Origin of the sequence: Morganella morganii (assembly GCF_041099235.1) — a bacterium.
Lineage (GTDB): Bacteria > Pseudomonadota > Gammaproteobacteria > Enterobacterales > Enterobacteriaceae > Morganella > Morganella morganii_E.
This window is the reverse complement of record NZ_JBFZSO010000002.1, coordinates 508,530-535,198: the sequence shown is the minus strand read 5'-3', so window position 1 is coordinate 535,198 and position 26,669 is coordinate 508,530. Positions and strand designations below refer to the sequence as shown.

22 protein-coding genes and 1 other RNA gene are annotated in these 26,669 nt (G+C 51.1%); 9 read left to right on the top strand and 14 right to left on the bottom strand.

All coding sequences use genetic code 11. The features are described from left to right. Positions 1–70: 70 nt before the first annotated feature. Both priC and rsmS read left to right on the top strand, forming a co-directional pair. A complete protein-coding gene (gene priC, locus AB7038_RS05780; RefSeq protein WP_115983260.1) occupies positions 71–616 on the top strand; it encodes a primosomal replication protein PriC in 546 nt (181 codons plus the stop codon). A gap of 18 nt (positions 617–634) precedes the next feature. After that, a complete protein-coding gene (rsmS, locus tag AB7038_RS05775; protein WP_004236479.1) occupies positions 635–799 on the top strand; it encodes a pleiotropic regulatory protein RsmS in 165 nt (54 codons plus the stop codon). Here rsmS and mscK read toward each other — a convergent pair. The 3 genes from mscK to acrR are packed head-to-tail and all read right to left on the bottom strand — an operon-like array spanning position 787 to position 5,290. Further along, on the bottom strand, positions 787–4,197 hold the full coding sequence (gene mscK / locus AB7038_RS05770; protein ID WP_369452912.1) for a mechanosensitive channel MscK: 3,411 nt from the start codon (positions 4,195–4,197) through the stop codon (positions 787–789). The two genes, rsmS and mscK, sit on opposite strands and share 13 nt — an antisense overlap. Positions 4,198–4,251: 54 nt before the next feature. Next, complete coding sequence (locus AB7038_RS05765; protein ID WP_004236477.1) at positions 4,252–4,605, bottom strand: DsrE/DsrF/TusD sulfur relay family protein; 354 nt, start codon at positions 4,603–4,605, stop codon at positions 4,252–4,254. 37 nt (positions 4,606–4,642) lie between these two features. Next, a complete protein-coding gene (gene acrR / locus AB7038_RS05760) occupies positions 4,643–5,290 on the bottom strand; it encodes a multidrug efflux transporter transcriptional repressor AcrR (RefSeq protein ID WP_045138041.1) in 648 nt (215 codons plus the stop codon). Between the two features lie 125 nt (positions 5,291–5,415). Between acrR and AB7038_RS05755 the strand changes: the two genes are divergently transcribed. From AB7038_RS05755 to AB7038_RS05740, 4 genes are all read left to right on the top strand, one after another. Then, complete coding sequence (locus AB7038_RS05755; RefSeq protein ID WP_368889349.1) at positions 5,416–6,609, top strand: efflux RND transporter periplasmic adaptor subunit; 1,194 nt, start codon at positions 5,416–5,418, stop codon at positions 6,607–6,609. Between the two features lie 14 nt (positions 6,610–6,623). Then, a complete protein-coding gene (locus AB7038_RS05750; RefSeq protein WP_368889350.1) occupies positions 6,624–9,800 on the top strand; it encodes an efflux RND transporter permease subunit in 3,177 nt (1,058 codons plus the stop codon). A gap of 562 nt (positions 9,801–10,362) precedes the next feature. Next, on the top strand, positions 10,363–10,722 hold the full coding sequence (gene tomB, locus AB7038_RS05745) for an Hha toxicity modulator TomB (protein WP_025151710.1): 360 nt from the start codon (positions 10,363–10,365) through the stop codon (positions 10,720–10,722). A 63-nt stretch (positions 10,723–10,785) separates the two neighbouring features. Next, positions 10,786–10,989 (top strand): HHA domain-containing protein, encoded by a 204-nt coding sequence (locus tag AB7038_RS05740; RefSeq protein ID WP_024474604.1) that lies wholly within the window; start codon positions 10,786–10,788, stop codon positions 10,987–10,989. 549 nt (positions 10,990–11,538) lie between these two features. Here the strand turns inward: AB7038_RS05740 and ffs are convergent. After that, an RNA gene (gene ffs, locus AB7038_RS05735) (signal recognition particle sRNA small type) lies at positions 11,539–11,635 on the bottom strand. A gap of 224 nt (positions 11,636–11,859) precedes the next feature. On the opposite strand from ffs, the gene tesB reads away from it, so the two are divergent. Then, on the top strand, positions 11,860–12,723 hold the full coding sequence (gene tesB, locus AB7038_RS05730; protein ID WP_368889351.1) for an acyl-CoA thioesterase II: 864 nt from the start codon (positions 11,860–11,862) through the stop codon (positions 12,721–12,723). 69 nt (positions 12,724–12,792) lie between these two features. On the opposite strand, the gene amtB is transcribed toward tesB, so the two are convergent. The 5 genes from amtB to AB7038_RS05705 all read right to left on the bottom strand — a co-directional run bounded on the left by amtB (position 12,793) and on the right by AB7038_RS05705 (position 18,677). Further along, a complete protein-coding gene (gene amtB / locus AB7038_RS05725; protein ID WP_369452911.1) occupies positions 12,793–14,082 on the bottom strand; it encodes an ammonium transporter AmtB in 1,290 nt (429 codons plus the stop codon). 19 nt (positions 14,083–14,101) lie between these two features. Continuing rightward, positions 14,102–14,440, bottom strand: a complete 339-nt coding sequence (locus AB7038_RS05720) for a P-II family nitrogen regulator (RefSeq protein ID WP_072869510.1) — start codon at positions 14,438–14,440, stop codon at positions 14,102–14,104. Between the two features lie 201 nt (positions 14,441–14,641). Beyond that, positions 14,642–16,438, bottom strand: a complete 1,797-nt coding sequence (locus tag AB7038_RS05715; protein ID WP_369452910.1) for a SmdB family multidrug efflux ABC transporter permease/ATP-binding protein — start codon at positions 16,436–16,438, stop codon at positions 14,642–14,644. Continuing rightward, the gene (locus AB7038_RS05710) at positions 16,431–18,170 is read right to left on the bottom strand and encodes a SmdA family multidrug ABC transporter permease/ATP-binding protein (protein ID WP_368889353.1); all 1,740 of its coding nucleotides are present in this window, start codon (positions 18,168–18,170) and stop codon (positions 16,431–16,433) included. Before AB7038_RS05710 ends, AB7038_RS05715 begins: the two co-directional genes overlap by 8 nt. A 30-nt stretch (positions 18,171–18,200) precedes the next feature. Further along, positions 18,201–18,677 carry an Lrp/AsnC family transcriptional regulator gene (locus tag AB7038_RS05705; RefSeq protein ID WP_072869666.1) on the bottom strand — a complete coding sequence of 159 codons (477 nt, stop codon included), beginning with the start codon at positions 18,675–18,677 and terminating at the stop codon, positions 18,201–18,203. A gap of 114 nt (positions 18,678–18,791) precedes the next feature. Between AB7038_RS05705 and AB7038_RS05700 the strand changes: the two genes are divergently transcribed. Beyond that, positions 18,792–19,832, top strand: coding sequence for a PLP-dependent cysteine synthase family protein (locus AB7038_RS05700; RefSeq protein WP_369452909.1), 1,041 nt, complete (start codon positions 18,792–18,794; stop codon positions 19,830–19,832). A 46-nt stretch (positions 19,833–19,878) separates the two neighbouring features. Next, positions 19,879–20,577, top strand: a complete 699-nt coding sequence (gene queC, locus AB7038_RS05695; protein ID WP_369452908.1) for a 7-cyano-7-deazaguanine synthase QueC — start codon at positions 19,879–19,881, stop codon at positions 20,575–20,577. A gap of 51 nt (positions 20,578–20,628) precedes the next feature. Here queC and AB7038_RS05690 read toward each other — a convergent pair whose 3' ends face one another. From AB7038_RS05690 to lon, 5 genes are all read right to left on the bottom strand, one after another. Further along, entirely contained in the window at positions 20,629–21,039 is a 411-nt protein-coding gene (locus AB7038_RS05690) for an acyl-CoA thioesterase (RefSeq protein ID WP_368889355.1), read from the bottom strand. 77 nt (positions 21,040–21,116) lie between these two features. After that, entirely contained in the window at positions 21,117–21,449 is a 333-nt protein-coding gene (locus AB7038_RS05685) for a ComEA family DNA-binding protein (protein ID WP_368889356.1), read from the bottom strand. A gap of 152 nt (positions 21,450–21,601) precedes the next feature. Then, on the bottom strand, positions 21,602–23,470 hold the full coding sequence (gene ppiD, locus AB7038_RS05680; RefSeq protein ID WP_368889357.1) for a peptidylprolyl isomerase: 1,869 nt from the start codon (positions 23,468–23,470) through the stop codon (positions 21,602–21,604). 157 nt (positions 23,471–23,627) lie between these two features. Next, a complete protein-coding gene (gene hupB, locus AB7038_RS05675; protein WP_004240390.1) occupies positions 23,628–23,903 on the bottom strand; it encodes a nucleoid-associated protein HU-beta in 276 nt (91 codons plus the stop codon). A 220-nt stretch (positions 23,904–24,123) separates the two neighbouring features. Then, positions 24,124–26,481 (bottom strand): endopeptidase La, encoded by a 2,358-nt coding sequence (gene lon, locus AB7038_RS05670; protein WP_024474593.1) that lies wholly within the window; start codon positions 26,479–26,481, stop codon positions 24,124–24,126. Positions 26,482–26,669 lie beyond the last annotated feature (188 nt).

The following is a 26,669-nucleotide window of genomic DNA, read 5'->3' as shown; positions in this document are numbered from 1 at the left end:
GACTAAAAAATGCTTCTGTAACTATGATCTTCAGCAACGACGCTCCCGGGCACATTCACTGAGGCGGATAATGAACACCAGACAATTGTTACAGGCGCTGCGGCAGAAAATCAGCGCGCTGGAAGAGCAGATTGCCCCGATAGCAGACCGGGAACTGAGCCAGCGCCGCTTCGATGATACCCTGTTCGCCGCCCGTAATAAAACCCTGCGCCTGTGCATGGATGAATTACTGCACCATACTGACCAGCTTGAGCAGTGCGCAGATGAAAACCGGGCTGAACAGGTACGCTTCCTGGCGGAAAAAATTGTCGCCCAGATTGCGGCACTGAACCGCGAGGCCGCCACTCAGGCACTGCGGCAGAAAGAACAGAGCTATGTGAAACGGGACAGCCAGGTGGATCTGTATCAGCGCCTGGCCCAGCATCAGGATTATGAGCGCCGCCTGGCACAGATGACTGATGACCGCGAGCTGGCCCTCGGCCGCGCACAAACCTTTGCCGAACAGCAAAAACTGCAGAAAGAGCTGGCGGCACTGGCCGGGCGCCTTGTCCGCTGCCGTCAGGCACTGCAGCGGATAGAGCGGCAGATTGAACGCCACGACGGCACCGAATTTTAATCAGATACCGGATACTCCATGAGTCTTGAAAATGCCCCCGATGAGGTAAAACTGGCGGTCGATCTTATCTGTCTGCTGGAAGAGAACCGCATCCCGGCTGCAACCGTGCTCGCGGCGTTACAGATTGTCCGCCGCGATTATGAAAACAAACTGCGCGATACAGAAAACGATCAGGCCGGCTGAGCGCCGTCATCCTTTCCCTGCACCTGTACTTCTTTACCGCTGTTCTGATCGTGGAGATACACTTCCAGCTGGTTGAAGGCGATATTGATATCGTTTTCACGCGCCATCCGGTCAATCGCACGGTTCACTTCATCTGTGGTGGCACTGCGGTCGCCGATGGTGCGCACATAGAAACGCAGCTGATGATCGAGGCTGCTGGCACCAAACTCAGTGAAATACACGCCCGGAGCCGGGTCGGTCATCACTTTCGGGTTATCGGTGGCGGCTTTCAGTAAGACCTCTTTCACCTTCGCCAGATCCGAACCGTAAGCCACACCGACATTAATTACAATCCGCGTTACCGTATCAGAGAGTGACCAGTTGGTCAGGCGCTCGGTCATAAAGGCTTTGTTCGGAATAATGACTTCTTTGCGGTCAAAATCAATCACCGTGGTCGCACGGATGCGGATCTTATTAACCGTACCGGAAAAGGTCCCGATAGTGACGGTATCACCGATACGGATCGGGCGTTCGAACAGAATAATAATACCCGACACAAAGTTAGCGAAGATTTCCTGTAACCCGAAGCTGAGGCCGAAGGTTAAGGCTGCCGCCAGCCATTGTAATTTACCCCACGACACCCCGAGGGTGCCGAACGCGGCAATCGTCCCGATCCCGATAATCAGATACGTCAGAATGGTGGTGATGGCATACGAAGTGCCCTGGCGCAGCGAGAGCCGCGAGAGTACAAGGACTTCAAGCAGGCCGGGCAGGTTGCGCATCATTATCCAGGACACCACCACAATCAGGACAGACAGGATCAGATCCCCGAGCGTGATCGCCTCCACCACATTCCCCAGTGCGGTATCGACGTTGTAATGCCACAGCGTGATACTGTCAAAGAAGGAGAAAATAGTAATAAAATCAGACCATATGCCGTAGAACGCCGCAGCAAAGACAATAAACAGGACCATCGAGGTCAGACGCAGTGACTGTTGGTTAATCAGCTCCATCGACATCGGCGGCTCTTCCACAATCACATCCGGGACATCATCCCCCTCATGCTGCTCTTTATGCTGAACCTGCTGTTTCTGACGGCGTGCCAGCGCGCGCTGGTAGGTCAGACGCCGTGCCGCCAGTGCCAGGCCGCGCAGACTGGTGTGATAAACGATATACCACAGCAGCAGCAGATAGAGACTGTCTATCCAGCGGCTGCTCAGGCGCAGTGCCGTGTAGTAATACCCCAGCCCGACCAGCACCACCAGTACCAGCGGGGAAAATGTCAGTAAGGTCAGCAGGAACGCCCGCACCAGATGAGAGCCCTTCTCGCGCCAGATCTCAATGCAGAACGGCAGTGTGAATGCAAAGACAAATACCAGTGCCACCGGTACCACCAGCTGACCAATCACGTCATCCACCAGGCGCAGCGGGTATTCCATCCCGTAAGCAGCCCACAGCATAATCGGCAGCAGCGGCAGCGCCAGGCGCACCAGTCTGCGGCGGCCGGTACGGCAGACTTCAGGATCGATCCCGAAGTGTGTGACTGCAATTCCCTCCGGTTTCATAATCCGGTAGCTCCACTCGAACAGCACCCAGAAGAGAGCCAGCTGGCGGGAGATAGTCCACATCAGCGCAGAATCTGCACTGCCGGTTTTCAGACAAAAATAGCCGAAGGCAATCACAAACAGTGAGGACGGCAGGGTTTTGATCAGCATCAGCCCCAGTGCCATCGGTGTGTAGATCTGGCGATCTTTTTTCAGCCGCCCGACATTGGCATTAATTTCAGCCAGTTTGGTATCAATATTCTTGGTACCGAAACGCAGCAACAGCGCAATAATCAGCAGCGGAATGGTAATAAAGAGGGAATCAACAAAACCATTGATCAGGCTTTGCAGCGACCAGTTCAGATCCAGTGATGTCAGTTCCTGTTTGGCCGCGCCCGGGAAGGACTGGAGCCAGGCCAGGTTGACCGGTTTGTTACTGTTGACCCAGAAAATCTGCTGCGCGAGGGTTTTCTCCAGTGAGGCCACCACGGTGACCAGCTGAGTCTGATCCAGCTGCAGGTTAATCGCCTGGGAAATCTGGTTACCCATCTGGGTATTCAGCTGATCCAGTAAATCCTGACGGACGGACACCACCTGCATCAGCGCATGTTTCTGAGCCCGCAACTCTGCTTCGGTCGCCGGCATATCATGAGTTTTGGCGTACTCGTCAATCATGGTGCTGACAAAGTTGTCCGGCTGATAAAGCTTGTCGCGCTGCTGGTTGATTTCAAACTGCGCCAGACGCATGTCCGCAATTCTGTCCGGCAAATCTTTAATCAGCAGATCCGGCGGCAGATCGATCTGCTCTTTAAACAGGATACGGGAGAGCAGTAAACTGCCGCGCAGCACGGTAATCTGCTCTTTGAGGTTGCGCTCGGATTGCAGTGCGCGATCCAGAATACTGCGTACCTTAATGGTGCGCTGCACCAACTGGTTATTATCCCGGGTGGCGGCGACCAGTTTTTCACTTAAATCATGGTTGAGCGCGATTTCACGCTGCACCAGCGGATCATCCTGCATATTGCGCTGGGTATCATCCGAACTCTGCGCCTCTTTGGCCGCCTCTTCCGAATAATCCAGCCGCTTGCCGCTCACCGTTTCCTGAATCACATCAATATTGCTTTCCAGCTGTTTGATGCGTTCTACCACGTAGTCACGCTGCACCTGAAGCAGATTCTGTAACTGGGTGTTCGACTGTAATGCCCGTTTCTGATAATCAATCTGCTGCTGTAAGTAATACTGCTCTACCTGAAGGGCTTCAATTTCCGTCGGCCGCAGCACTTTCTGGGCCGCCATCGAATCATTCAGCAGGACGCGGATCTGCTGCAGGCGCTGCACATTAGCATACATAATATTCTGCGCGCGTTCAGGCTGAGTCTGGAGAGCAATCAGATCACTGTTATAAGAAGAGAGGTTATTCTGTGCGGTCTGCAACGCCTCAAGGGTGCTGTTAAGTTTCAGCTCCAGTTGTGAGAGCGGCAGATTCTCAATGGAGGCCCGGTATTCCGCCAGTCCTTCATCAGTTAATGATTTAATCTGCGTTAATTTTTGTGTGACCTGATCTGACAGTTTCGGGGCTTCATCCACCCGTTTTTTCAATGCCTGTGATTTCTCTTTCAGGGCATCGAGATTGTCATAAAACACCAGCGCCCGCTCCAGATCCTGCACTGACAGCTTATCAGCGGCAGTCTGTTCTTTGCGGTTATTCAGGGCATTGAGTTCGGTCTGAATGGTGTTGCGGTCAGGAATATCCTGTACGGCTGCCACTGCGCTGTTCTGCACCAGCACCGGCAGCAGAAATATAAAACAGGTAAAAAGACGGAGGAAAATCTGCCTCAGCAGACCGGAAGCCGGGACACGGCTGATTCGCTTCATAATAATATCCACCTGTATCTTCCCTTCCCCGGCCGTCTGTTTCAGGTTATCTGATTAAAAGGTAATGATTTTTTCTGCATCAAGTGACCACTGCGCCAGTTCGGCCAGTGTCCCGACCTGCACGCCGTCCACCAGCGGAAGCTCAGTGATACCGCGGGCATCGGTGCAGGTTTTGCACAGCTTAATATCTGTTTTCTGTGCCACCAGGATCTCCAGCATCTGTTTCAGGTTATAACCTTCTTTCGGCTGCTGACCGCGTAACCCGGCGACCACCGCATCTGACATCAGAAAAACATTCATCGGCACCTGACTGTCCTGCTCTTTAATCGCAATTGCCAGACGCAGTGCGTTAAATAAAGATTCACTGCCATACGCAGCGCCATTGGCAATAATTAATACAGGCTTCATACATGATATCCTTAAGGTTAATGTTATAAAATGTAAATCAGGCGTCTGCCGGCGGTAGCTGCATATTTTTACTGAGCATTAACATATCCAGATAACCGTCAACCAAATATTCAGCCTGCCCGCTGATATTAAAACTCTCGCTGGAAAAGAGCCAGTTTTCTAACAGCCCGGTTATCATTCCGCGCAGCATGATAGCCGCACGACGCAGGTCGAGAGTAGAAGGCAGCAGCCCCAGTGTGACACTTTCAATCAGGAACGACTCTATTCTTGAGTATTCCGCAGCATATAAATTTTGTCTGATGGTAATTAATTCGCTCATTTCACCGGTAAATTCACATTTATGAAATGAAATGCTCAGAATAGCCCGCATTTTGGGATCGGAAGCCACAGACGTCAGAATGTAAATTAATATTTTCTTAAACACTAAAAGTGGATTATCCGGGTATTTTGCCCGATACTCTTGTTCAATAAAGCCAATTTTCGTATCGGTTATCGAACAGACTTCAGTAAACAGATCAACTTTATTTTTGAAGTGCCAATAGATCGCACCACGGGTCACACCTGCTTGCTTTGCAATATCCACTAATGACGTCGCAGACACGCCCCGCTCACTGAAGGCGGTTAACGCGGCATCAATAATCTGCCGGCGGGTTTCTCCGGCCTGTTGTTTAGTTTTTCGTGCCATGTAAGGCCTGTGTCATCTGAAGTTAATTTACATACATTCGTGTATGTTTGTATTATAGCACGCTGATTTATTAGTTAATCAACCATATTTACCGGTTAAAAATCGACATTTTATAGAGGTTTACTATGCGAAAAAACAGAGGCGTTCTACCTCTGGCGATGCTCGTTCTGTCCGGGAGCTTTCTGCTGTCCGGATGTGGTGAAGAGCAGAAGCAAGGGGGCGAAATGCCACCGCCGGATGTTAAAGTTGTCACACTGAAAGCTGCACCACTGACAGTGAGCACGGAACTGCCGGGACGAACTTCTGCTTACCGCATCGCGGAAGTGCGCCCTCAGGTCGGCGGCATTATTTTAAAACGCAACTACAAAGAAGGAAGTGACGTCAAAGAAGGCGAATCGCTCTATCAAATCGATCCGGCTCCTTTTCAGGCCACGCTGAACAGCGCGCAGGCTGAACTGGCAAAAGCCAGAGCGAATGCCGAACTGGCCCGCCTGACAGTGAACCGCTATAAACCGTTGCTGGGAACAAACTATATCAGCCGCCAGGATTACGATGAGGCTGTCTCCACACATGCACAGGCTCAGGCTGCGGTCCAGGCTGCACAGGCGGCTGTTCAGACAGCACAGATCAACCTGAACTACACCAAAGTCACCTCCCCGATTTCCGGTCTGTCCGGTAAATCAAACGTGACTGAAGGTGCATTGGTGGCAACGGGTCAGACCCAGCCGCTGACACTGGTTCAGCAGATTGACCCTATCTATGTGGATGTGACTCAGTCCAGCGATGATTATCTGCGTCTGAAACACGAAATCGCCAGCGGTGTTGTGGATAAAGAACAGGGTAAAGTCGCGGTCAGTCTGGTCACTGCTGAGAACAAGGATTATACCCATAAAGGTTATCTGGAATTCTCCGACGTGACTGTCGACGAAACCACCGGTTCTATCACCATGCGTGCGGTATTCCCGAACCCACAGGAAACCCTGCTGCCGGGCATGTTTGTCCGCGCCCGTGTGGATGAAGGCGTACGCCCGGATGCCATTCTGATTCCTCAGCAGGGCGTTATCCGCACAGCCAAAGGCGGTGCCGTGGTTAACGTTGTGAATGCCAAAAATGAAATTGAAGTCCGTCCGGTCACTGTCGGTCAGTCTTACGGCAGCGCATGGCTGGTCACATCCGGTGTGAACGATGGTGAGCGCGTGGTGGTTGAAGGCTTCCAGAAAATCAAAGCGGGTGCTGCCGTTAAGGCAACAGAAGCAGATTTAAATGCACAGCCGGCGGCTGCGCCGAAAAATACTGAATCTGCTCAGAAGTCCCAATAAGGAGTCAGTGATTCATGCCAAAGTTTTTTATTGAAAGACCGATATTTGCATGGGTAATCGCCATTATTACCATGCTTGCAGGTCTGTTGGCGATCATGAAACTGCCGGTGGCACAGTATCCGACTGTTGCGCCGCCGACTATTTCAATTTCCGCAAACTATCCGGGTGCAGATGCCGAGACGGTTCAGAACACGGTAACCCAGGTTATCGAACAGAACATGAACGGTATCGACAAGATGGTGTACATGTCTTCAACCAGTGACTCAGCGGGTAACATGAATATCTCGCTGACCTTTGAAGCTGACGCCAACCCGGATATTGCTCAGGTTCAGGTGCAGAACAAACTCCAGCTGGCGATGCCGTTACTGCCGCAGGAGGTTCAGCAGCAAGGGATCACGGTTGAGAAATCAGCCAGTTCATTCCTGCTGGTGGCGGGCTTTATCTCTGAAGATGGCTCAATGTCACAAAATGACATTGCGGACTATGTCGGCTCCAACATCAAAGATCCGATCAGCCGTGTCGGCGGTGTGGGTGAAACCCAACTGTTCGGCAGTCAGTATGCTATGCGTATCTGGCTTGACCCGGATAAACTGGTGAAATACAACCTGAGTACAATTGATGTCATCAATGCTATTCAGATACAAAACAACCAGGTTGCCGCCGGTCAGTTAGGGGGAACACCGCCGGTAGAAAATCAGCGTCTGAACGCCTCTATCATCGCACAGACCCGTCTGAACAGTCCTGAGCAGTTTCAGGAAATTATGCTGCGGGTTAACACTGACGGTTCCGTCGTTCGTCTGAAAGACGTGGCATATGTTGAGCTGGGTGCCGAAAACTACGGTACGATTGCCCGCTATAACGGGAAACCGGCCGCCGGTATCGGTATTAAACTGGCAACCGGTGCTAACGCCCTGGATACAGCCAAAGCTGTCCGCGATACATTAGGTAATATGTCCGAGTTTTTCCCGGACGGACTGACAGTCGTTTATCCGTACGATACAACACCATTCGTTAAAATCTCCATTTTCGAAGTGGTGAAAACACTGGTCGAAGCGATCATGCTGGTGTTTGTGGTGATGTATCTGTTCCTGCAAAACTTCCGTGCGACACTGATCCCGACTATCGCCGTACCGGTGGTACTGCTGGGGACCTTTGCCACCCTTGCCGCATTCGGGTATTCGATAAATACCCTGACGATGTTCGCGATGGTGCTGGCAATCGGTCTTCTGGTGGATGACGCCATCGTGGTAGTGGAAAACGTCGAACGTGTCATGCAGGAAACCGGCCTGCCGCCGAAAGAAGCCACAAAAGTATCAATGGTTCAGATCCAGAGCGCCCTGGTCGGTATCGCCATGGTGTTATCTGCGGTATTTATTCCGATGGCCTTCTTCGGCGGGTCAACCGGGGCAATTTACCGTCAGTTCTCGATAACGATTGTTGCAGCGATGGTGCTCTCTGTTTTCGTGGCACTGATCCTGACACCGGCACTGTGTGCCACTATGCTTAAACCAATTCCCAAAGGCAGCCACGGTACACAAACCGGGTTCTTCGGCTGGTTTAACCGCGTGTTTGAGAAGCAGACCAACCACTATACCAACAGTGTGGGCCGTATGCTGCGTGGCACCGGGCGTTATCTGCTGATCTATGTTCTGCTGGTTGCAGGCATGATCTTCATGTTTACCCGTCTGCCGACATCGTTCCTGCCGGAAGAGGACCAGGGGGTACTGCTGACCATGGTTCAGTTATCTCCGGGCTCCACACAAGAACAAACTCAGACTGTTCTTGACGGTGTCAGTAAGTACTATCTGGACGATGAGAAAAAAGTCGTTGAATCTGTCTTTACCGTTAACGGCTTCGGCTTCGCGGGTCAGGGACAGAACATGGGTCTGGCGTTTATCGTTCTGAAAAACTGGGACGAACGTAAGGCAAAAGAAGATAAAGTGGAAGCGGTTGTTGCACGCGCCAACCAGCACTTCTTTACCAATACCTCCGCCATGATTTTCGCGGTAAACATTCCGCCGATTGTGGAACTGGGGTCATCCAGCGGCTTCGATCTCGAACTGATGGATAACGCCAACCAGGGCCACGAAGCGCTGACAGCAGCCCGTAACCAGTTGCTGAAAATGGCAGGTGAACATCCGGATATGCTGGTCCAGGTACGTCCGAACGGAATGGAAGATACCTCACAGTATCGTATCCATATCGATCAGCAGAAGGCCGAGGCATTAGGGGTTGATATCAAAACCATTAACGCCGCGCTGAGCACCATGTTCGGCGGCAGCTACGTCAATGACTTTATCGACCGCGGTCGTGTGAAGAAAGTGTACGTGCAGGCTGATGCGCCGTTCCGTATGCAGCCGAAAAATATTGCCGAACAGTATGTCCGCAATAATAAAGGCCAGATGGTGCCGTTCTCCGCCTTTATCGATACGCAAAAGGATCCGTGGACCTTCGGTTCACCGCGCCTCGAACGTTATAACGGTATTCCTGCCATGCAGATTCAGGGCAGCGCCGCAGAAGGTAAGAGTAGCGGTGACGCAATGGCACTGATGGAAAGCATGGCGAAAGAACTGCCGCAGGGCTTTGGTGTTGAGTGGACAGGTATGTCTTACCAGGAAAAACTGTCCGGTAACCAGGCACCTGCACTGTATACCATCTCTCTGATTGTGGTCTTCCTCTGTCTGGCGGCCCTGTATGAGAGCTGGTCAGTTCCGTTCTCCGTTATGCTGGTCGTTCCGCTCGGGGTTATCGGTGCACTGTTACTGACCCATGCACGCGGGCTGGATAACGACGTGTACTTCAAGGTCGGCCTGCTGACAACAATTGGTCTGTCGGCGAAGAACGCCATCCTGATTGTGGAATTCGCCAAAGACCTGATGGAGAAAGAAGGTAAAGGGCTGATTGAGGCAACACTGGAAGCCGTTAAGATGCGTCTGCGTCCTATCCTGATGACATCGCTGGCCTTTATGCTCGGGGTTATTCCGTTAGTCCTGAGTAACGGTGCCGGTTCCGGTGCACAGAACGCCGTAGGTACAGGTGTGTTCGGTGGTATGATCGCCGCAACCTCACTGGCTATCTTCTTCGTGCCGGTCTTCTATGTGGTTATCCGCCGCCGCTTCAGTAAGAAGAATGAGGACATTGAGCATGCTCATGCGGTAACGCAAAAGAGCGATAGTCCTGACGGATTTTAATCCTGCTTAAACATAAAAAGGTCACATTAGTGACCTTTTTTATTTTTTTGACATGATGAATATTTTTAAATTTGAGTAAGAAAAACTTAAATAAACAATAGATGAATGTAAATTATAACATTTTTCAAATGTAAGGTTTTGTCATAACACGTTATGATTCATCACCGGTCCTTTCCTATAAAAATTCAGTAAATTTAAGCAGATGAGTAATTACAACCTGTGTATCCGCGCATTTATTCTGCATTTAAATTTACTTTTTTTGTATTTTGGCTAGTGACAAGAGCTGAAATAGTGTTATATTACTAACAGGGTTAACTCAGACCTTTTTATTCACATCTTTTTCCGGAACATCGCGTTCACTGACTGAAACAGATTAACACATAATCAGCGTCTGGTTATCCGCTTGTGCTGAACGGAACTTTACATTACCTTTATTTATAATTAAAGGCTGATGATATATATAATACACCGACGTCGATAACGTAATAACTTACTCATGTGTTAATTATAATTTAACGTTTTTCAGCGCCTTATCATTCCCGGCTACATTCAGGAGGTGATTATGGACGAGTATTCTCCACGAAATTACGATATTGCGGTACTGAAGTATCTGTGTGATGAACTTTGCCGTGAAGGCACACAAACCCTCATCAGAAGCAATAATTATTGGGTTAATGATTTAGCCTCAGATTCAAACTTAAAACTTAACGAATTATTAGGTTACATTGCTGACGTGACCTGGAGTTTTAAGATAAAACATACACAAAATAAGGATCTCATCTCATTTGTCGATGAATACATCGATGAAACTTACGCGCTGTTTGGTCAGATGGAAGTTTCGTTTAATGACGTTGAGGAATGGAAGAAGATGGCATCACTGGTAAGCAGCATGCTGACCAGCGAGGGGCATCTTGTCCACTAACGGAATACAAACTTATATATCAGTATATTGCGTACTAACAACTCAGCAAGAAGATAACATATGATGACTAAACTGGACTATCTCATGCGCTTACGTAAGTGCACTTCTATTGAAACACTGGAACGTGTCATTGAGAAGAACAAATATGAACTGACTGATGATGAGCTGGAGGTTTTTTATTCAGCAGCCGATCATCGTCTGGCCGAATTAACCATGAATAAACTGTATGACAAAATCCCGGCATCTGTCTGGAAATTTGTCCGTTAATTCAACCCGCTGTAACAGCCTCTCTTTCAGGCAATAGTCTTATTTTTAGTGATCCCGGGCCAAAGGCACAGCTGACTGACTTTGGCTTCCGATCATGCCCGCTATTTATCCCGCTATTCTTTATGTATATTACGATACAGATATAATTTATAACAAAAGTATATATTTTATGTTTGTTTCACTCACCAGATTATTAAATGACGATACTCATTTATTAAACTCAGTGTATCGCGAAAATTTCATTTTCACTGTTTACCATTATAACGGGTTAAATCAAAAATAAGATTTTTATCTGAACATGCGGTTTTATGTAAAACTCTCTCTTTTACACTGAGGACATAAAACAAATTTTACCTGTATTGCTATATCTTTATATCTGATGTTGCCCGCTGAATGCCGCAGTTTGTGCGAACAGGGATAATGTTAAATTATGAATATATGAATAACATGCGCCGGATGAATAACGGAAGAAACTCTCTGTACAGACAGAGACAAACAGTATCAATAACGGGGTAATCACCAGACGGGTACAGCAGAAATGGGTGGGGGCCTTGCCAGCGACATCCCGGCACACAATTCCCCTGCTATGGCTGCTTCCTTCCGGACCTGACCGAGTTAACAAGTTCATGTTGCGGGAGAACCAACAAAGCCCCCATAGGAACCCTCAATAATGAGGCGGTGCCATTATCCGGGATCAGCACTGAAATAGCAAGGCAACCGGCACTGACCGCTGTATTTTTACACACCACTGACACAAAGACATTCCCCTGCCGGCCGGGAACCGCACATAACGGCGGTTTATCATTTTTCAATTGCACTGACAGCGTTTAGAATGAGCGGTTCCTGCTGATAATATTAATAAGGGTAACTATGAGCCTGGCATTAGAAAACCTGATAAACCAGATGGCACTCGAAAAACTCGAAGACGGGTTATTCCGCGGACAAAGTGAAGATCTCGGCCTGCCTCAGGTCTTTGGCGGACAAGTTGCCGGACAGGCACTGTATGCAGCGGGACAGACCGTTCCGGCGGAGCGCCGCGTTCATTCATTCCACAGCTATTTTCTGCGCCCGGGCGACAGCCATAAACCGATTATTTATGATGTGGAAAATCTGCGTGACGGCAAAAGTTTCAGTGCCCGCCGTGTCAGTGCGATTCAGCACGGGAAGCCTATTTTCTATATGACCGCCTCTTTCCAGGGGGAAGAGAGCAGTTTTGAGCATCAGAATACAATGCCGGACGTTCCCGGCCCTGACGGACTCGCCTCTGAAACCGATATCGCCCGCAAGATCGCCGCGAATCTGCCGCCGAAAATGCAGGCGCTGTTCCTGCGTGAGCAGGCTATTGAATGGCGGCCGGTACGATTCTACAGCCCGTTTCAGAACCCGGAGAATCCGCCGGTGCGTTATACCTGGCTGAAAACCAACGGCACAATGCCGGATGATCAGGCACTGCATCAGTATCTGCTCAGTTATGCCTCCGACTACAATTTCCTGCCGACCGCCCTCCAGCCGCACGGCTACGGCTTTATGCAGCCGGAAATTCAGATTGCCACGATTGATCATTCCATGTGGTATCACCGCCCGTTCCGGCTGGATGAATGGCTGCTGTATGCGGTGGAAAGCCCGACAGCCTCCGGCGGACGCGGGTTTGTCCGTGGTCACTTCTATAATCAGGCCGGTGTTCTGGTTGCTTCTACGGTGCAGGAAGGTGTTCTGCGCTTACGGGATAAATAAATATCCCGCTGACAACAATAAAAAAAGCCCCCGCTGCACAGCTGTGAGCGGGGGCTTACTTTTTTGCGGCTATGAACGGTTATAGGCCTGTTCGCCGTGCGTGCTGATATCCAGCCCGCTGATCTCATCCTCTTCAGTGCAGCGCACACCGGTTGTCAGTGCCGCGCATTTGAATGCGATGTAAGTAATCACTCCGCTCCAGAGCACAGTCACCAGGATGCTTTCTGCCTGAATCCATACCTGATGAAGCATAGTGACACCTTCCGCGTAACCGGTACCGCCGAGCGCAGACGCAGTAAAAACCCCTGTCAGCAGACAACCCGCAATACCGCAGACGCCGTGGATCCCGAAGACATCGCAGACATCATCCGCTTTCAGGCGGCGTTTCAGCGCAGTGACACCCCAGTAACCGGCAATACCGCTGATCAACCCGATGACTATCGCCCCCGCGATACCTACTGTCCCGGCCGCCGGGGTGATTCCGACCAGACCGCCGATACAGCCGGAACACGCACCGAGAAGTGAGGGCTTACCCCGCATGCACCACTCTGCAATCACCCACGCCAGCACACCCGCCGCCACCGCAATCACCGTATTCAGAAAAGCCAGTGCCGCAATACCATCCGGCTTTCCCGCCGATCCGGCATTAAACCCGAACCAGCCGATATAAAGGATCGCCGTTCCGGTAAAGACCATCGGCAGACTGTGCGGTTTAGTGGCGATTTTCCCCGGTAACAGGCGCGGTCCCAATATGTAAGCACCAACTAACCCGGCAACCGCCGCATTGATATGCACAACGGTTCCCCCGGCAAAATCCAGTGCACCATCTTCCGCCAGCCAGCCGCCGCCCCAGACCATATGCGCCATCGGCACATAAGCCATAGAGAACCAGATAACCGTGAACAGCAGAAAGGCCGTGAATTTGATCCGTTCTGCCAGTGCACCGGTGATAAGTGCTACGGTAATTGCAGCAAAAGAACCCTGGAAAATAACATGTGTCAGCTGGCTGATGCTGCCGCTGTTACTGACAGGCGTGATCCCGCTGAGAAATACATTCGACAAGCCGCCAATGACACCATTTCCGTCAGAAAACGCCATGCTGTAGCCATAAAAAACCCATAACAGCAACACCAGTGCGAAGCTGACAATCACCTGCGTCATCACTGACAACACATTCTCACGCCGTACCAGTCCGCCGTAAAACAGCGCGATACCGGGAAGTGTCATAAAATAGACCAGTGCCGCACAAATCAGCATAAAACCATTATCCGCGCGATCCATCCCTTCCGTTGCACTGAATGCCGGGAGCGGCAGCACAGCGGACATCACAACAGGCAATACCATTTTTCGTTTCATCATCTGAGTATCTCCGCGCGGTTTAAATAGCTTCATCATTTTGTTCACCGGTACGGATCCGTACCGCCTGTGTAATGTCTGAAACAAATATTTTCCCGTCACCGATACTGCCGGTGTATGCCGAGCGGCAAATTGCCTCAATAATGCGATCAAGGGAATCATCAGGCACAACAATAGTAATCTGTGTCTTCGGCAGAAAATCCGTGCTGTACTCTTCCCCCCGGTACAGCTCAGTGTGCCCTTTCTGTCTGCCCGCGCCCCGCACTTCCAGTACGGTTAATCCCTGAATACCTTCCTCGTTCAGCGCATCTCTGACGTCATTAAGTTTAAAAGGCTTGATGATGGCCATTATCATTTTCATCGCATTCTCCGCTTCAGGTTGCTGGTGTCCTGAGGGGAAGTTGCAAAAGTGATGCCAATAAGCAGATCTGGAATTAAATCCATTAATAACAATGAGATAGGAATGAAAAAGGTGCCTGTTTTATCAGACACCTTTTCCGGTGATGCGGGGATTGCACTTTTTTACAGCATCATGCACCTGTTTATGTGAACGATCTCACAATTATAGTGCAGGGGTATAGTTCTCTTCCGGGGCATTCAGTGATTCCCCGACCTGCTGCAGCTGATACATCTGGTAATAGCGTCCCTTCTCTGCCAGTAACGCCCGGTGGGAGCCGGATTCCGCCATTTCGCCGCGATTAAGCACATAAATGGTGTCCGCATCGACAATCGTGGACAGACGGTGTGCAATCACTACCAGTGTGGTTTCACGGCGGATGAGCTGTAAAGCTTTCTGAATAGCCTGCTCAGTGCCGGAATCGATATTGGCGGTTGCTTCATCCAGGATCAGGATTTTCGGGGTCTGCACCAGCACCCGCGCCATAGCCAGCAGCTGTTTCTGCCCGTCAGACAAGGTGTTACCCTGCTCACCCAGTTCGGTATCCAGCCCGTATTCAAGCTGTGAGACATGCTCACTCAGCTGAACCATCTCCAGCACCCGGTGAATGCGCTCGTCATCAATATCCCGTCCGAGGGTGATATTGTCGCGGAAAGAGGCGGCCATAATGACCGGATCCTGCTGCACCATCGCGATGCCCTGCCGCAGTGCTTTATGGGAGAATTGTTCCAGCGGACGCCCGCCGAGGCTGATTTCCCCGGCCTGCCACGGATAGTAGCCCATCAGCAGATTTGCCAGTGTGCTTTTCCCGCTGCCGGTGTGCCCGACAAAGGCGACAAAACTGTGCTCCGCCACATCGATACTGATATCACGCAGCACCGGTTTTCCCGGCTGATAGGCAAATGTCAGGTGTGATACACGGATACTGCCGCTGGTCAGCGGCTGATCATCCGCCCCGTATTTCTGCTGCGGGCTGTCCATCAGCTCAAAAACACGCTCACCGGAAATCACCGCCTGCTGTAAAACAGACTGCTGGGATGTCAGCGTAATCAGTGGCTCATTCAGCCGCCCGAGGTAGGTGATAAAGGCGTACAGCACCCCGACACCGATAACACCGGTGCCTCCGATCCCGAACAGCAGCATCAGGCCGCAAAGGATCGCCGCCGAAAACAGGCTCAGTAACGGACGCAGCAAAATGCCGTCCAGCCGCAGTGCCGCCATTCTGACCTCATAATGGCGGCGGTTGGCGGCAAACATCCGCTCTCCGAAACGCGCCTGCTGACGAAACTGCTGAATCACCGTCATACCGCTGATAATTTCATGGAAACCATCATTAATATCCGCCAGATAGCTGCGCACCCGGCGCACGATCGGCGTGCTCAGACGCTGATAGATCCACATCACCAGCATTACCGCCGGAAACATAGCGGTTGCCACCAGTGCCATCCGCCACTCCAGGGTATACATGGCGATCAGCATCACCACAATCAGCGCCACGCTGCGGAACAGTGTCGGCAGCACGTTAACAAACAGGTCCTTGATCATCTCCGTGTCATTGGTGACACGGGAGATCAACTGCCCGACCGGCTGAGTGTCAAAGGCACTCAGCGGCTGGCGCAGCGCGGCATCCATCACATCGGCGCGCAGTGTCTGTACCACGCCGACAGCGGCCTGGTTAAAATAAATAAGCTGAAAATAGTGCAGCAGCGATGCGGCAATCTGTAAGGCGATAAACCCGGCCACCAGCAGCAGCGTCACCGGCAGGACAATCTGGTTTTTCGCCACCATATTGTCGATAAAATAGCTCACCAGAACCGGCGCCGCGACTTCAGCAATGGCGGTCAGCCACAGCATCACAATGGCGACTGCCATCGGACGGCGGTAGTTACGGCCATAGCCGAGCAGACGTTTCAGCGACGGCCACAGGTTTTTTGCCGTTTCCGGGCGGGTCTGTTCACTCATCGAGCGCGGCCTCTAACTGCTGATAATGATACATTTCGCGATACCACCCGTTCTGATTAATCAGCTCCTGATGACGCCCCTGAGCACTGATACCGCCCTGTTGCAGCACAAGAATATTGTCGGCTTCCGTCAGTGCCGAAAGCCGGTGCGCACTGATAATCACCGTACGGCCTTCCCCCCAGCGCCGCAGATTCTGCAGGATCCGGTATTCCGTCTGCCCGTCCACTGCTGAAAGTGCATCATCGAGGATCAGGATCTCCGCATCCATCAGCAATGCGCGGGCAATGGAGATCCGCTGTTTCTGCCCGCCGGACAGCATCACGCCCCGCTCACCGGCCTGAGTCTCATAACCGAGCGGCAATCGTTCAATATCATCATGAACACTGGCCAGCCGGGCCGCGTGTTCAATTTCTTCCTGTGTCGCACCGGGCCGGCCCAGCGCAATATTATTGGCGATAGTATCGGAGAACAGAAACGGCGTCTGATTCACCACCGCCAGCCGGGCATGCCAGCCTGCGAAGGTCAGTTCCGGCAGCGGTTTGCCCTGAAAACAGATATTTCCCGCTGTCACATCATAATGACGCTGGATCAGTGCCAGCAGCGTGGATTTCCCGCAGCCGGTCGGGCCGCACAACCCGAGCAGCTGGCCCGGTCTGAGGGTAAAACGGATATCATGCAGAACCGCCCGGCGGCTTTCCGGGTAGCAGAATTCATTTACGGCAACAGCCAGTTCGCCGCGTCCCGGTTGCGGGGATTCTGTACCATCCGCCAGTACCGGCGGGGTTTCAAGAAGGGATTGGATCCTGCTGTAGGCCGCGCTGCCGCGCTCCACAATGTTAAACATCCAGGCTAATGCCAGCATCGGCCAGATCATCAGCCCGAGATACATAATAAAGCTGGTCAGCCCGCCGAGCGTCAGTGTGCCCTGCATCACCATCCAGCTGCCGCCGGCAACCGCGAGCAGATTTGACATCCCGATCGCCATTATAATGGTCGGGTCGAAACGGGCATCTATCTGCGCCACATGCATATTTTTGCGTCCGGCTTCTGCCGCAACGGATTCAAACCGGGAAGACTGGTGATCTTCCAGGCCAAAAGCTTTAATCATCCGGATACTGCTGAGACTTTCCTGCGCATGGTTATTCAGTGAGGAAAACGCGCCCTGCGCTGTTTTAAAGCGCTGATGCAACTGCTGCCCGTAACGTTTGATAGCCAGAGCCATCAGCGGCATCGGCAGAAGGGAAAGCAGCGTCAGCTGCCAGCTGATCTCAATACTCATCGTCAGCAGGACCACCAGTCCCATGACAAACGAATCCACCAGTGTCAGCACGCCCTCGCCGGCGGCAAACACCACTTTGTCCACGTCATTGGTACTGCGGGCGATCAGGTCACCGGTCCGGTAACGGTGATAAAAGGCCGGCGACTGGCGGCTGAACTGCTGATAAAAATCCTGCCGCAGACGCACCGCCAGCTTGTAGGAGGCACCGAATAACCAGACCCGCCAGATATAGCGCAGAATATAAATCACCAGCGCGATAAGCAGCATCACGCCGACCCAGCCCCACAGCGTGGTGGTGGTCATCGTCTCTTTGGTCACGCCGTCAACAATGATGCCGACAAAGCGCGGCGGCAGGATCTGTAACACCGCGATAATGATCAGAAAAGTGACCGCACCGGTATAGCGCCGCCATTCACTGAGGAAATACCATTTTAATTGGGCAAATAATCTCACAGGATCCCGTATAACATCTCAGGTTAATAATCAGTCCGCTTTGCATTTCTCCGGTATCGGCAACGCGGTGGTGTACTTTATGCGCTCCATCGCAAAATTGGAAGTCACATCAATTAAACCGGGCACACCGTTAACCAGTTTTTTGTAAAAATGATCGAAGCATTTCATATCCACCACTTCGACCTGCAGCATGTAGTCAAATTCCCCGGCCATCCGGTAAAACTCCACCACATCAGGCATCTGCTGAACAAACTCCACAAACTGAGTATACCACTCACTGCTGTGGTGCTGTGTCTTGATCATGACGATCACCGTCAGTCCCAGCCCGAGTTTTTCCGGGTCCAGCAGCGCCACACGTTTGCGGATATATCCTTCATCTTCCAGCCGTTTCAGCCGTTTCCAGCAGGGAGTGGATGTCAGGTTCACCGCTTCGGACAGGGTATTCAGTGATAATGAAGCATCTTCCTGCAAAAGTTGTAACAATTTACGGTCTGTTTTATCTAACATATCACCACCAGAGAGAATAAATTTCTCCATATCATGCATGATACAGAAAATAGAAAAAGCCTTTTCTCTCACAGAATTGTTAAGATGCATCAACAGACCGTGAGGAGATACTACATGACAACCCAATGGACCACATCCGCCATTAATGCCATTCAGGCCGATTATCAGCGCAGTGCTGACACCCACCTGATCCCGCTGGAATTACCCGTTTACCCGGGGGTTTCATTATATCTCAAAGATGAAAGTACTCATCCGACCGGCAGTCTGAAACACCGCCTGGCGCGTTCGCTTTTCCTGTACGGCCTGTGTAACGGCTGGATCCGCGAAGGCACACCGGTGATTGAAGCCTCCTCCGGCAGCACCGCTGTTTCAGAAGCGTACTTCGCCCGCCTGCTCGGCCTGCCGTTTATCGCCGTGATGCCGCGCTGTACAGCCCGCCGTAAAATTGAACAGATTGAGTTCTACGGCGGACAGTGCCACTTTGTGGACAGCAGCGCGCAGATTTACGCGGAATCCGAGCGTCTGGCCCGCGAAACCGGTGGCCACTATATGGATCAGTTTACCTATGCCGAGCGTGCCACGGACTGGCGCGGTAACAACAATATCGCCGAAAGTATTTACCGCCAGATGTCACGGGAAACTCATCCGGTGCCGCGTTACATTGTGATGAGCGCGGGTACCGGCGGTACGTCTGCCACCCTCGGCCGGTTTATCCGCTACCAGGGACATGACACAAAACTGGTCGTCGTCGATCCTGAAAACTCCGTTTTTCATGACTGCTACCATCAGAAATGCTCACATCTGCGCTGCGATACCGGCAGTAAGATTGAGGGCATCGGCCGTCCGCGCGCGGAACCGTCCTTTATTCCGGGTGTGATTGATGATGTGATCAAAGTCAGTGACCAGTGCAGTATCGCCACCCTGTACTGGCTGGAAAAACTGCTCGGCCGCCGTACCGGTGCCTCTACCGGCACCAATGTCTGGGGCGCGCTGCAACTGGCGAAACAGATGCATGAACAGCAACAGACCGGCTCGATTGTGACACTGATTTGCGACAGCGGCGAACGCTATCCGGACACCTATTACAACCCGCAGTGGGTAGCGGACAATATCGGCGATCTGACAGACGCACAGGCAACACTACCCAAATGGTGATGCAGCCGTTACCATAAACCTTATCTTTTTATAATGAGGTTTAGCGATGAAACGTGCTGTGGTCGTATTCAGTGGCGGGCAGGACTCCACAACCTGCCTGATTCAGGCACTCCGCAACTATGATGAAGTGCATTGTGTGACGTTTGATTACGGACAGCGCCACAGTCAGGAAATAGACGTTGCCCGTAAACTCAGCCTGAAACTGGGTGCGGCGGCACATAAGGTACTGGATGTCTCTCTGCTGAATGAACTGGCGGTCAGCAGTCTGACCCGTGATAACATCCCGGTGCCCGGGTTCAGTGAAAGTGAACAAAGTGATATTCCGAATACCTTTGTCCCGGGCCGTAATATCCTGTTTCTCACCCTGACGGCGATTTATGCCTATCAGGTCAATGCAGAAGCGATTATCACCGGTGTCTGTGAAACCGATTTTTCCGGTTATCCGGATTGCAGGGACGAGTTTGTCAAAGCACTGAACAAAGCCGTTAACGCTGGTCTTGCCCGTGATATCCGCTTTGAAACTCCGCTGATGTGGCTGGATAAAGCACAGACCTGGGCGCTGGCTGATTATTACGGACAACTGGATACCGTCCGCACAGAAACACTGACCTGCTATAACGGTATTCAGGGGGATGGCTGCGGGGAATGCGCGGCCTGCCATCTGCGCCGCAACGGACTCGACAACTATCTTGCTGATCGCAGCGCTGTTATGGCTGCCATGAAAAAAATCACCAGCCTGCAATAAGTGCCTGTTACGCCCGGCACCCCGCCGGGCGTTTTTCTGTTCTGACGGTGATCAGCTCTCTTTCGGCGCCGCCAGCAACTCAAATTTATCACGGATCTCCCCTTCAATCGGGATCGCTTTACCGGTTTTCATATTTACAAAGACAAAGGTCACTTCCGCATCCGCCACAACCTGCTTATCTTCCTGACGGGTAATGATCTGTTTGAGAACACCGCTTTTCTGCCCCGCGTGCTGTAAATAGCTGTCTATCACCAACCGTTCTCCCACATACACCGGCAGCCGGTAGTTAATATTGATATTCACCACCACCACGGCGATATCCATCTGTTTAAACCAGCGGTAAGCATCGTAGCTTTCCAGCCAGTCCCAGCGGGCGGCCTCCAGAAACTCCAGATAACGCGCATTATTAACATGTCCGAAGGCATCAATATGGTAGCCAATCACTTTAATTGTGGTGCTCATAATATCTCTCCCTTTACTCTGTTTCCGGTATTCCCTTCCCCGTCAGTCCGGGGAAGGGAAATCAGCCTCTGCTGATATTACAACGCTATTTTATCGCTGTTCATCGTAAAAATACGTTCACCAATACCATATACATCCTTCAGTTGTTCCGCAGAAGTAAATGGTCCGTTTTCCGTGCGGTACTCCACAATCCGCTGTGCTTTTTTCGGCCCGACGCCACTGAGCTCCCGGGCAAGCTCTTCCGCTGTCGCGGTATTAATGCTGATACGGTTTGTTTCCTGTGCAACAGACGACTGAACCTGCGCACTGTCTGCCGGTTGTGCCGCCTGAGCCAGTGCGGAAGTACTGAAAAAACCGCCTGTTAACAATGCTGATGTTAATAATAATGCAGATGTCCATTTTGTTTTCATGCTATTTCTCCTTTTGTGTTTAGCACGAAACGGAGTGTCGCAAGAATTTTTTCTGCCGGGGAATTTTCAGAACAGAAATGCGAAAGGCTGCGAACGCAGCCTTTCAGGGGATGTAAAACGACATTTTATTTTTCGGTACAGATCGAAAAATTTTAGTCCATATTTCTCACATCAATGTCTGCGTTAGCACGCAGGTTCAGCAGTAATGATTCCAGCTCAGTGGATGCCATTTGCTGACGCAGTACTGTACGCAGCTCAGTTTTTTCCTGATCCGTTGCCGTACCGGCTGTCACTTTATCCAGCTGTACCAGAACAATATTACCCTTGCCGTCAATGGTGCGGCTGTAGGTCGGTTTACCGTCCGCAGGATGTGGCTGGGTAAAGGCCGCATTGATAACCGGATCTGACGGATTCAGGCGCTGAACAGTCTGCTCTGCACCGAATTTCACACCAGCTTCTGTTAACGCGGTGTCGCCTTTTCCTTCTTTCAGTGCCGTCAGCAGTTTATCCGCTTCCGCATTCAGCGCGGCTTCCGCTTTGCTGCGCTTCACCAGTGCGTCAATGTCTGACTTCACTTTTTCGAAGGATTCCACTGCTTCCGGACGATACTCATCAACACGGATCACAAAGGCACGGTCACCGGAAACGGTGATGATGTCAGAGTTAGCACCGGAAGGTCCTTTCTCATCAAACAGTTTATTTTCCGTTAATGCTTTTAACACTTCCGGATAGTTAACCGCATCCGGCAGATTGTTCAGGGCAAACCAGTCAGTTTGTACGGCTTTAACGCCGGTTGCCTGCTCAACGCCCATCAGGGATTCGTTATCGTTCGCAGCGGCTTCACTGGCTTTCTGCTGGAGGTCAAAGAAGGCTTTGCTGGCCGCTTCGCCTTTAGCCAGACGGGTCGCTTCTTCTTTCACATCCGCCAGTGGTTTGACGGTTTCCGGCTCATACGCATCCAGACGGAAAATCGCGTAGCCGTTATCCACTTTCAGAGCATCTGAAATCTGACCGGCGGTTGTCAGCCCGGCACCTTTGATTTCAGGGATCAGCGCAGCGTCTTCCATCCAGCCGATCACACCGCCGTTACGGGCAGTCAGTTTATCGGTGGATTTTTCTTTCGCCACGGTTTTGAAATCCGCCCCGTTTTTCAGTTCATTCAGTACCGCTTTGGCATCATCTTCCGTCGCCAGGGTGATCTGACTGTACTCGCCTTTTGCCGGCACAGTGAAACGCGGGATATTTTTGTCGTAATAGTCCTGAATCTGTTCTTCAGTGACTGATGTGTTGTCCTGGATATTCGCGGCATCCAGCTCAACAAAACTGATTTTTAAGGACTGCGGCGCGATGAAGCTGTTTTTATTCTTCGCGTAATAAGCCTGCAGCTCTTCATCGGTTGCAGTCTGTTTTGCCTGAGCAGAAGCCAGATCCAGTGTCGCGGTACGGATGGTACGTGACTGGAGTAAAACAGCTGCCGCGTTGGTCACTTCGGAATCAAGCACAAATGAGTCACGCACAAACGGCTGAACCAGCTGTGCCTGAATCATCTGCTTGCGCAGATAAGTTGCGTAGTTGTCACCGGTGATACCGTTACGGGACAGGAATGTCTCATACGCCTGCTGGCTGAACTGACCGTTAACCTGAAAGTCAGGCTCCTGACGAATCGCGCTGATAATCTGGTCATCACTGACAGTGATACCTAATTTCCGTGCATACTGTTCCAGCAGAATGGTGTCAATCATCTGGTTCAGCGCCTGAGAACGGATTTGTTTAACACCCTCTTCGGTGCTGACTAACTGCGAGAACAGATCACCCAGCTGAGCCTGCTGGCGGTTACGCTCTTCCTGGAAGGCGCGCTCTAACTGCTGGACCGATATTTCAGTATCGTTCACTTTGGCAGCATAGTTAGAACCGCTGACGAGGTAACCACCCACACCTGTCAGAATAAATGACAGGATAATGATGGCGAAGATAATTTTAATCACAGGGTTGTTCGCCGCTGTGCGCAGGTTTTCCATCATAAGAAATCCAAACTCCGCTTTGGTAAAAGAAAAATCAGGTCAGGGGAAATTATGCCCTAAAACAAAAAAAAGCGCATCATTCTGATGCGCTTCCTGTTTAGCTTTATACGGTTTTTGTGCCCGGGACAGATAAATATCCCGGTGCCTGAGGAAAAACTCAGCCGTTTACTGCGTCTTTAAGACCTTTACCTGCACGGAAAGCCGGGACTTTCGCTGCGGCGATTTTGATCTCTTTGCCGGTCTGCGGGTTACGGCCTGTACGTGCTGCGCGCTCACGAACAGTGAAAGTACCGAAACCAACCAGAGCCACATCATCCCCGCCTTTCAGAGAATCGGTTACTGAACCAATAATTGCATCTAACGCGCGACCAGCCGCAGCTTTAGAAATATTAGCGTCTGCAGCAATTTTATCGACCAATTGTGACTTATTCACTATTATCATCCCCTTTCAGAATTTTCGGCCCGGATTTACGAAGTATGTTCCTGACAGCCACAGCCGTTATATCAAGCCTTTTCGCTCTTGGCAAGATTGCAGACTTCGCATGTTTCGTAAGAATGTTCGCTAAATTAGCGGGACAAAAAAAGGCTGACAAGTCCTAAAGTACCTGTCAGCCCTTTATTTATCTGAACTTCTTGACGCAGGTCACTATTTCCTACGCCTTTTTACTTACCACTTCCATACCGAAAGCAGGATTCACTAAGGCAAGTGAAAGAACTTCATCTATCGTTTTAACCGGATGAATATCCAGATCCGCTTTTACGTTATCCGGAATTTCTTCCAGATCACGGCGGTTTTCGTCCGGAATCAGAACAGTCTTAATACCGCCGCGGTGTGCTGCCAGCAGTTTTTCTTTCAGACCGCCGATTGGCAGCACCAGACCACGCAGGGTAATTTCCCCGGTCATCGCCACATCAGCACGTACCGGGTTACCGGTCAGTGCGGAAACCAGAGCGGTACACATTGCGGTACCGGCACTCGGGCCGTCTTTTGGTGTTGCGCCTTCCGGAACGTGGACGTGAATGTCACGTTTTTCATAGAAATCATTGTTGATCCCTAATTTATCCGCACGGGCACGCACCACGGTTAACGCTGCCTGGATAGATTCCTGCATCACTTCACCCAGTGAACCGGTGTAGGAGAGTTTTCCTTTACCCGGAACCGCTGCTGTTTCGATGGTCAGCAGGTCACCGCCGACTTCTGTCCACGCCAGACCGGTAACCTGGCCCACGCGGTTTTCAGTATCAGCACGGCCGTAATCCACTTTCTGCACACCCAGATAATCTTTCAGGTTATCCTGATTAATCTCGATGTGTTTCAGTGTTTTATCCATCAGCAGCTGTTTCACCGCTTTACGGCACAGTTTGGAGATTTCACGCTCCAGTCCGCGCACGCCCGCTTCACGGGTGTAATAACGGATAATGCCGAGGATCGCGCTGTCATCAATATGCAGTTCGGTTTTCTTCAGTGCGTTGCGCTCAATCTGCTTCGGCAGCAGGTGACGCTTGGCAATGTTGAGTTTTTCATCTTCCGTATAACCGGACAGACGGATCACTTCCATACGATCCAGCAGTGGTGCCGGAATATTCATGGAGTTGGATGTCGCGACAAACATCACGTCGGACAGATCGTAATCCACTTCCAGGTAGTGATCGTTAAACGCGATATTCTGTTCCGGATCCAGCACTTCAAGCAGTGCGGAAGCCGGATCGCCGCGCATATCCGATGACATTTTGTCGATCTCATCCAGCAGGAACAGCGGGTTTTTCACGCCGACTTTTGCCATTTTCTGGATAAGTTTACCCGGCATAGAACCGATGTAGGTACGGCGGTGACCACGGATTTCCGCTTCATCACGCACGCCGCCCAGCGCCATACGGACATATTTACGGCCGGTTGCACGGGCAATGGACTGCCCCAGCGAGGTTTTACCCACCCCCGGCGGTCCGACGAGACACAGGATAGGTCCCTTGATTTTGCTGATACGGCTCTGTACCGCCAGATATTCAAGGATACGCTCTTTCACCCGCTCCAGGCCGTAATGGTCACTGTCGAGGATTTCCTGCGCTTTAAGCAGATCTTTTTTCACTTTACTGCGTTTGACCCACGGAACCTGAATCATCCAGTCGATATAGCTGCGGACAACCGTTGCTTCCGCTGACATCGGCGACATCATTTTCAGTTTCTGTAATTCAGCTTCGGCTTTCTCTTTCGCCTCTTTCGGCATCTGCGCTTCTTCGATTTTACGTTTCAGCGCTTCAGCTTCATCCGGCGCGTCGTCCATCTCACCCAGTTCTTTCTGGATAGCTTTCATCTGCTCATTGAGATAGTACTCGCGCTGGCTTTTTTCCATCTGCTTTTTGACGCGGTTACGGATGCGTTTTTCAACCTGTAACAGGTCAATTTCCGATTCCATCATCGCCATCAGATATTCGAGACGCTCAACCACATCTGACATTTCCAGAACAGACTGTTTGTCCTGTAATTTCAGTGTCATATGGGAAGCGATAGTGTCAGCCAGTTTGGCGACATCGTCGATACTGTGCAGAGATGTCAGGACTTCCGGCGGGATCTTCTTATTCAGCTTGATATAGCCTTCAAACTGATTGATTGCCGTACGCAGCAGCACTTCCTGCTCACGCTCGTCCACGACAGGGGATTCCATCAGTTCTGCCTGGGCAGAGAAGAAATCGCCGTTGTCACTTAATGTTTTGATATGCGCACGTTGCAGGCCTTCGACCAGCACTTTGACGGTGCCGTCCGGCAGTTTCAGCATCTGTAATACAGACGCGACTGTCCCGACGGAAAATAAATCATTGACGCCCGGCTCATCCGTTGACGCTTCTTTTTGTGCTACCAGCAGCACTTTTTTATCCATATCCATCGCTGTTTCCAGACAATGGATAGATTTTTCGCGCCCGACAAATAAAGGAATAACCATGTGGGGGTAGACCACCACATCGCGCAAAGGCAGTACCGGGATTTCAATGCGTTCAGCACGCTCAGGATTCATAGAGCACTCTCTTCGTTTAGCTTACGCCTTGTTGGGAACGTCGTGAAACGCGTTATCACGGGTTCCACTCCATAGAATAATCAATATATGGGGATGCATTTCTCACATTCAACACTTTATTTAGTAAGAAAAGCAAAATGAGGGAAAATTCCCTCATTTAGTTAATATTGATAACAACTGCGCTAACT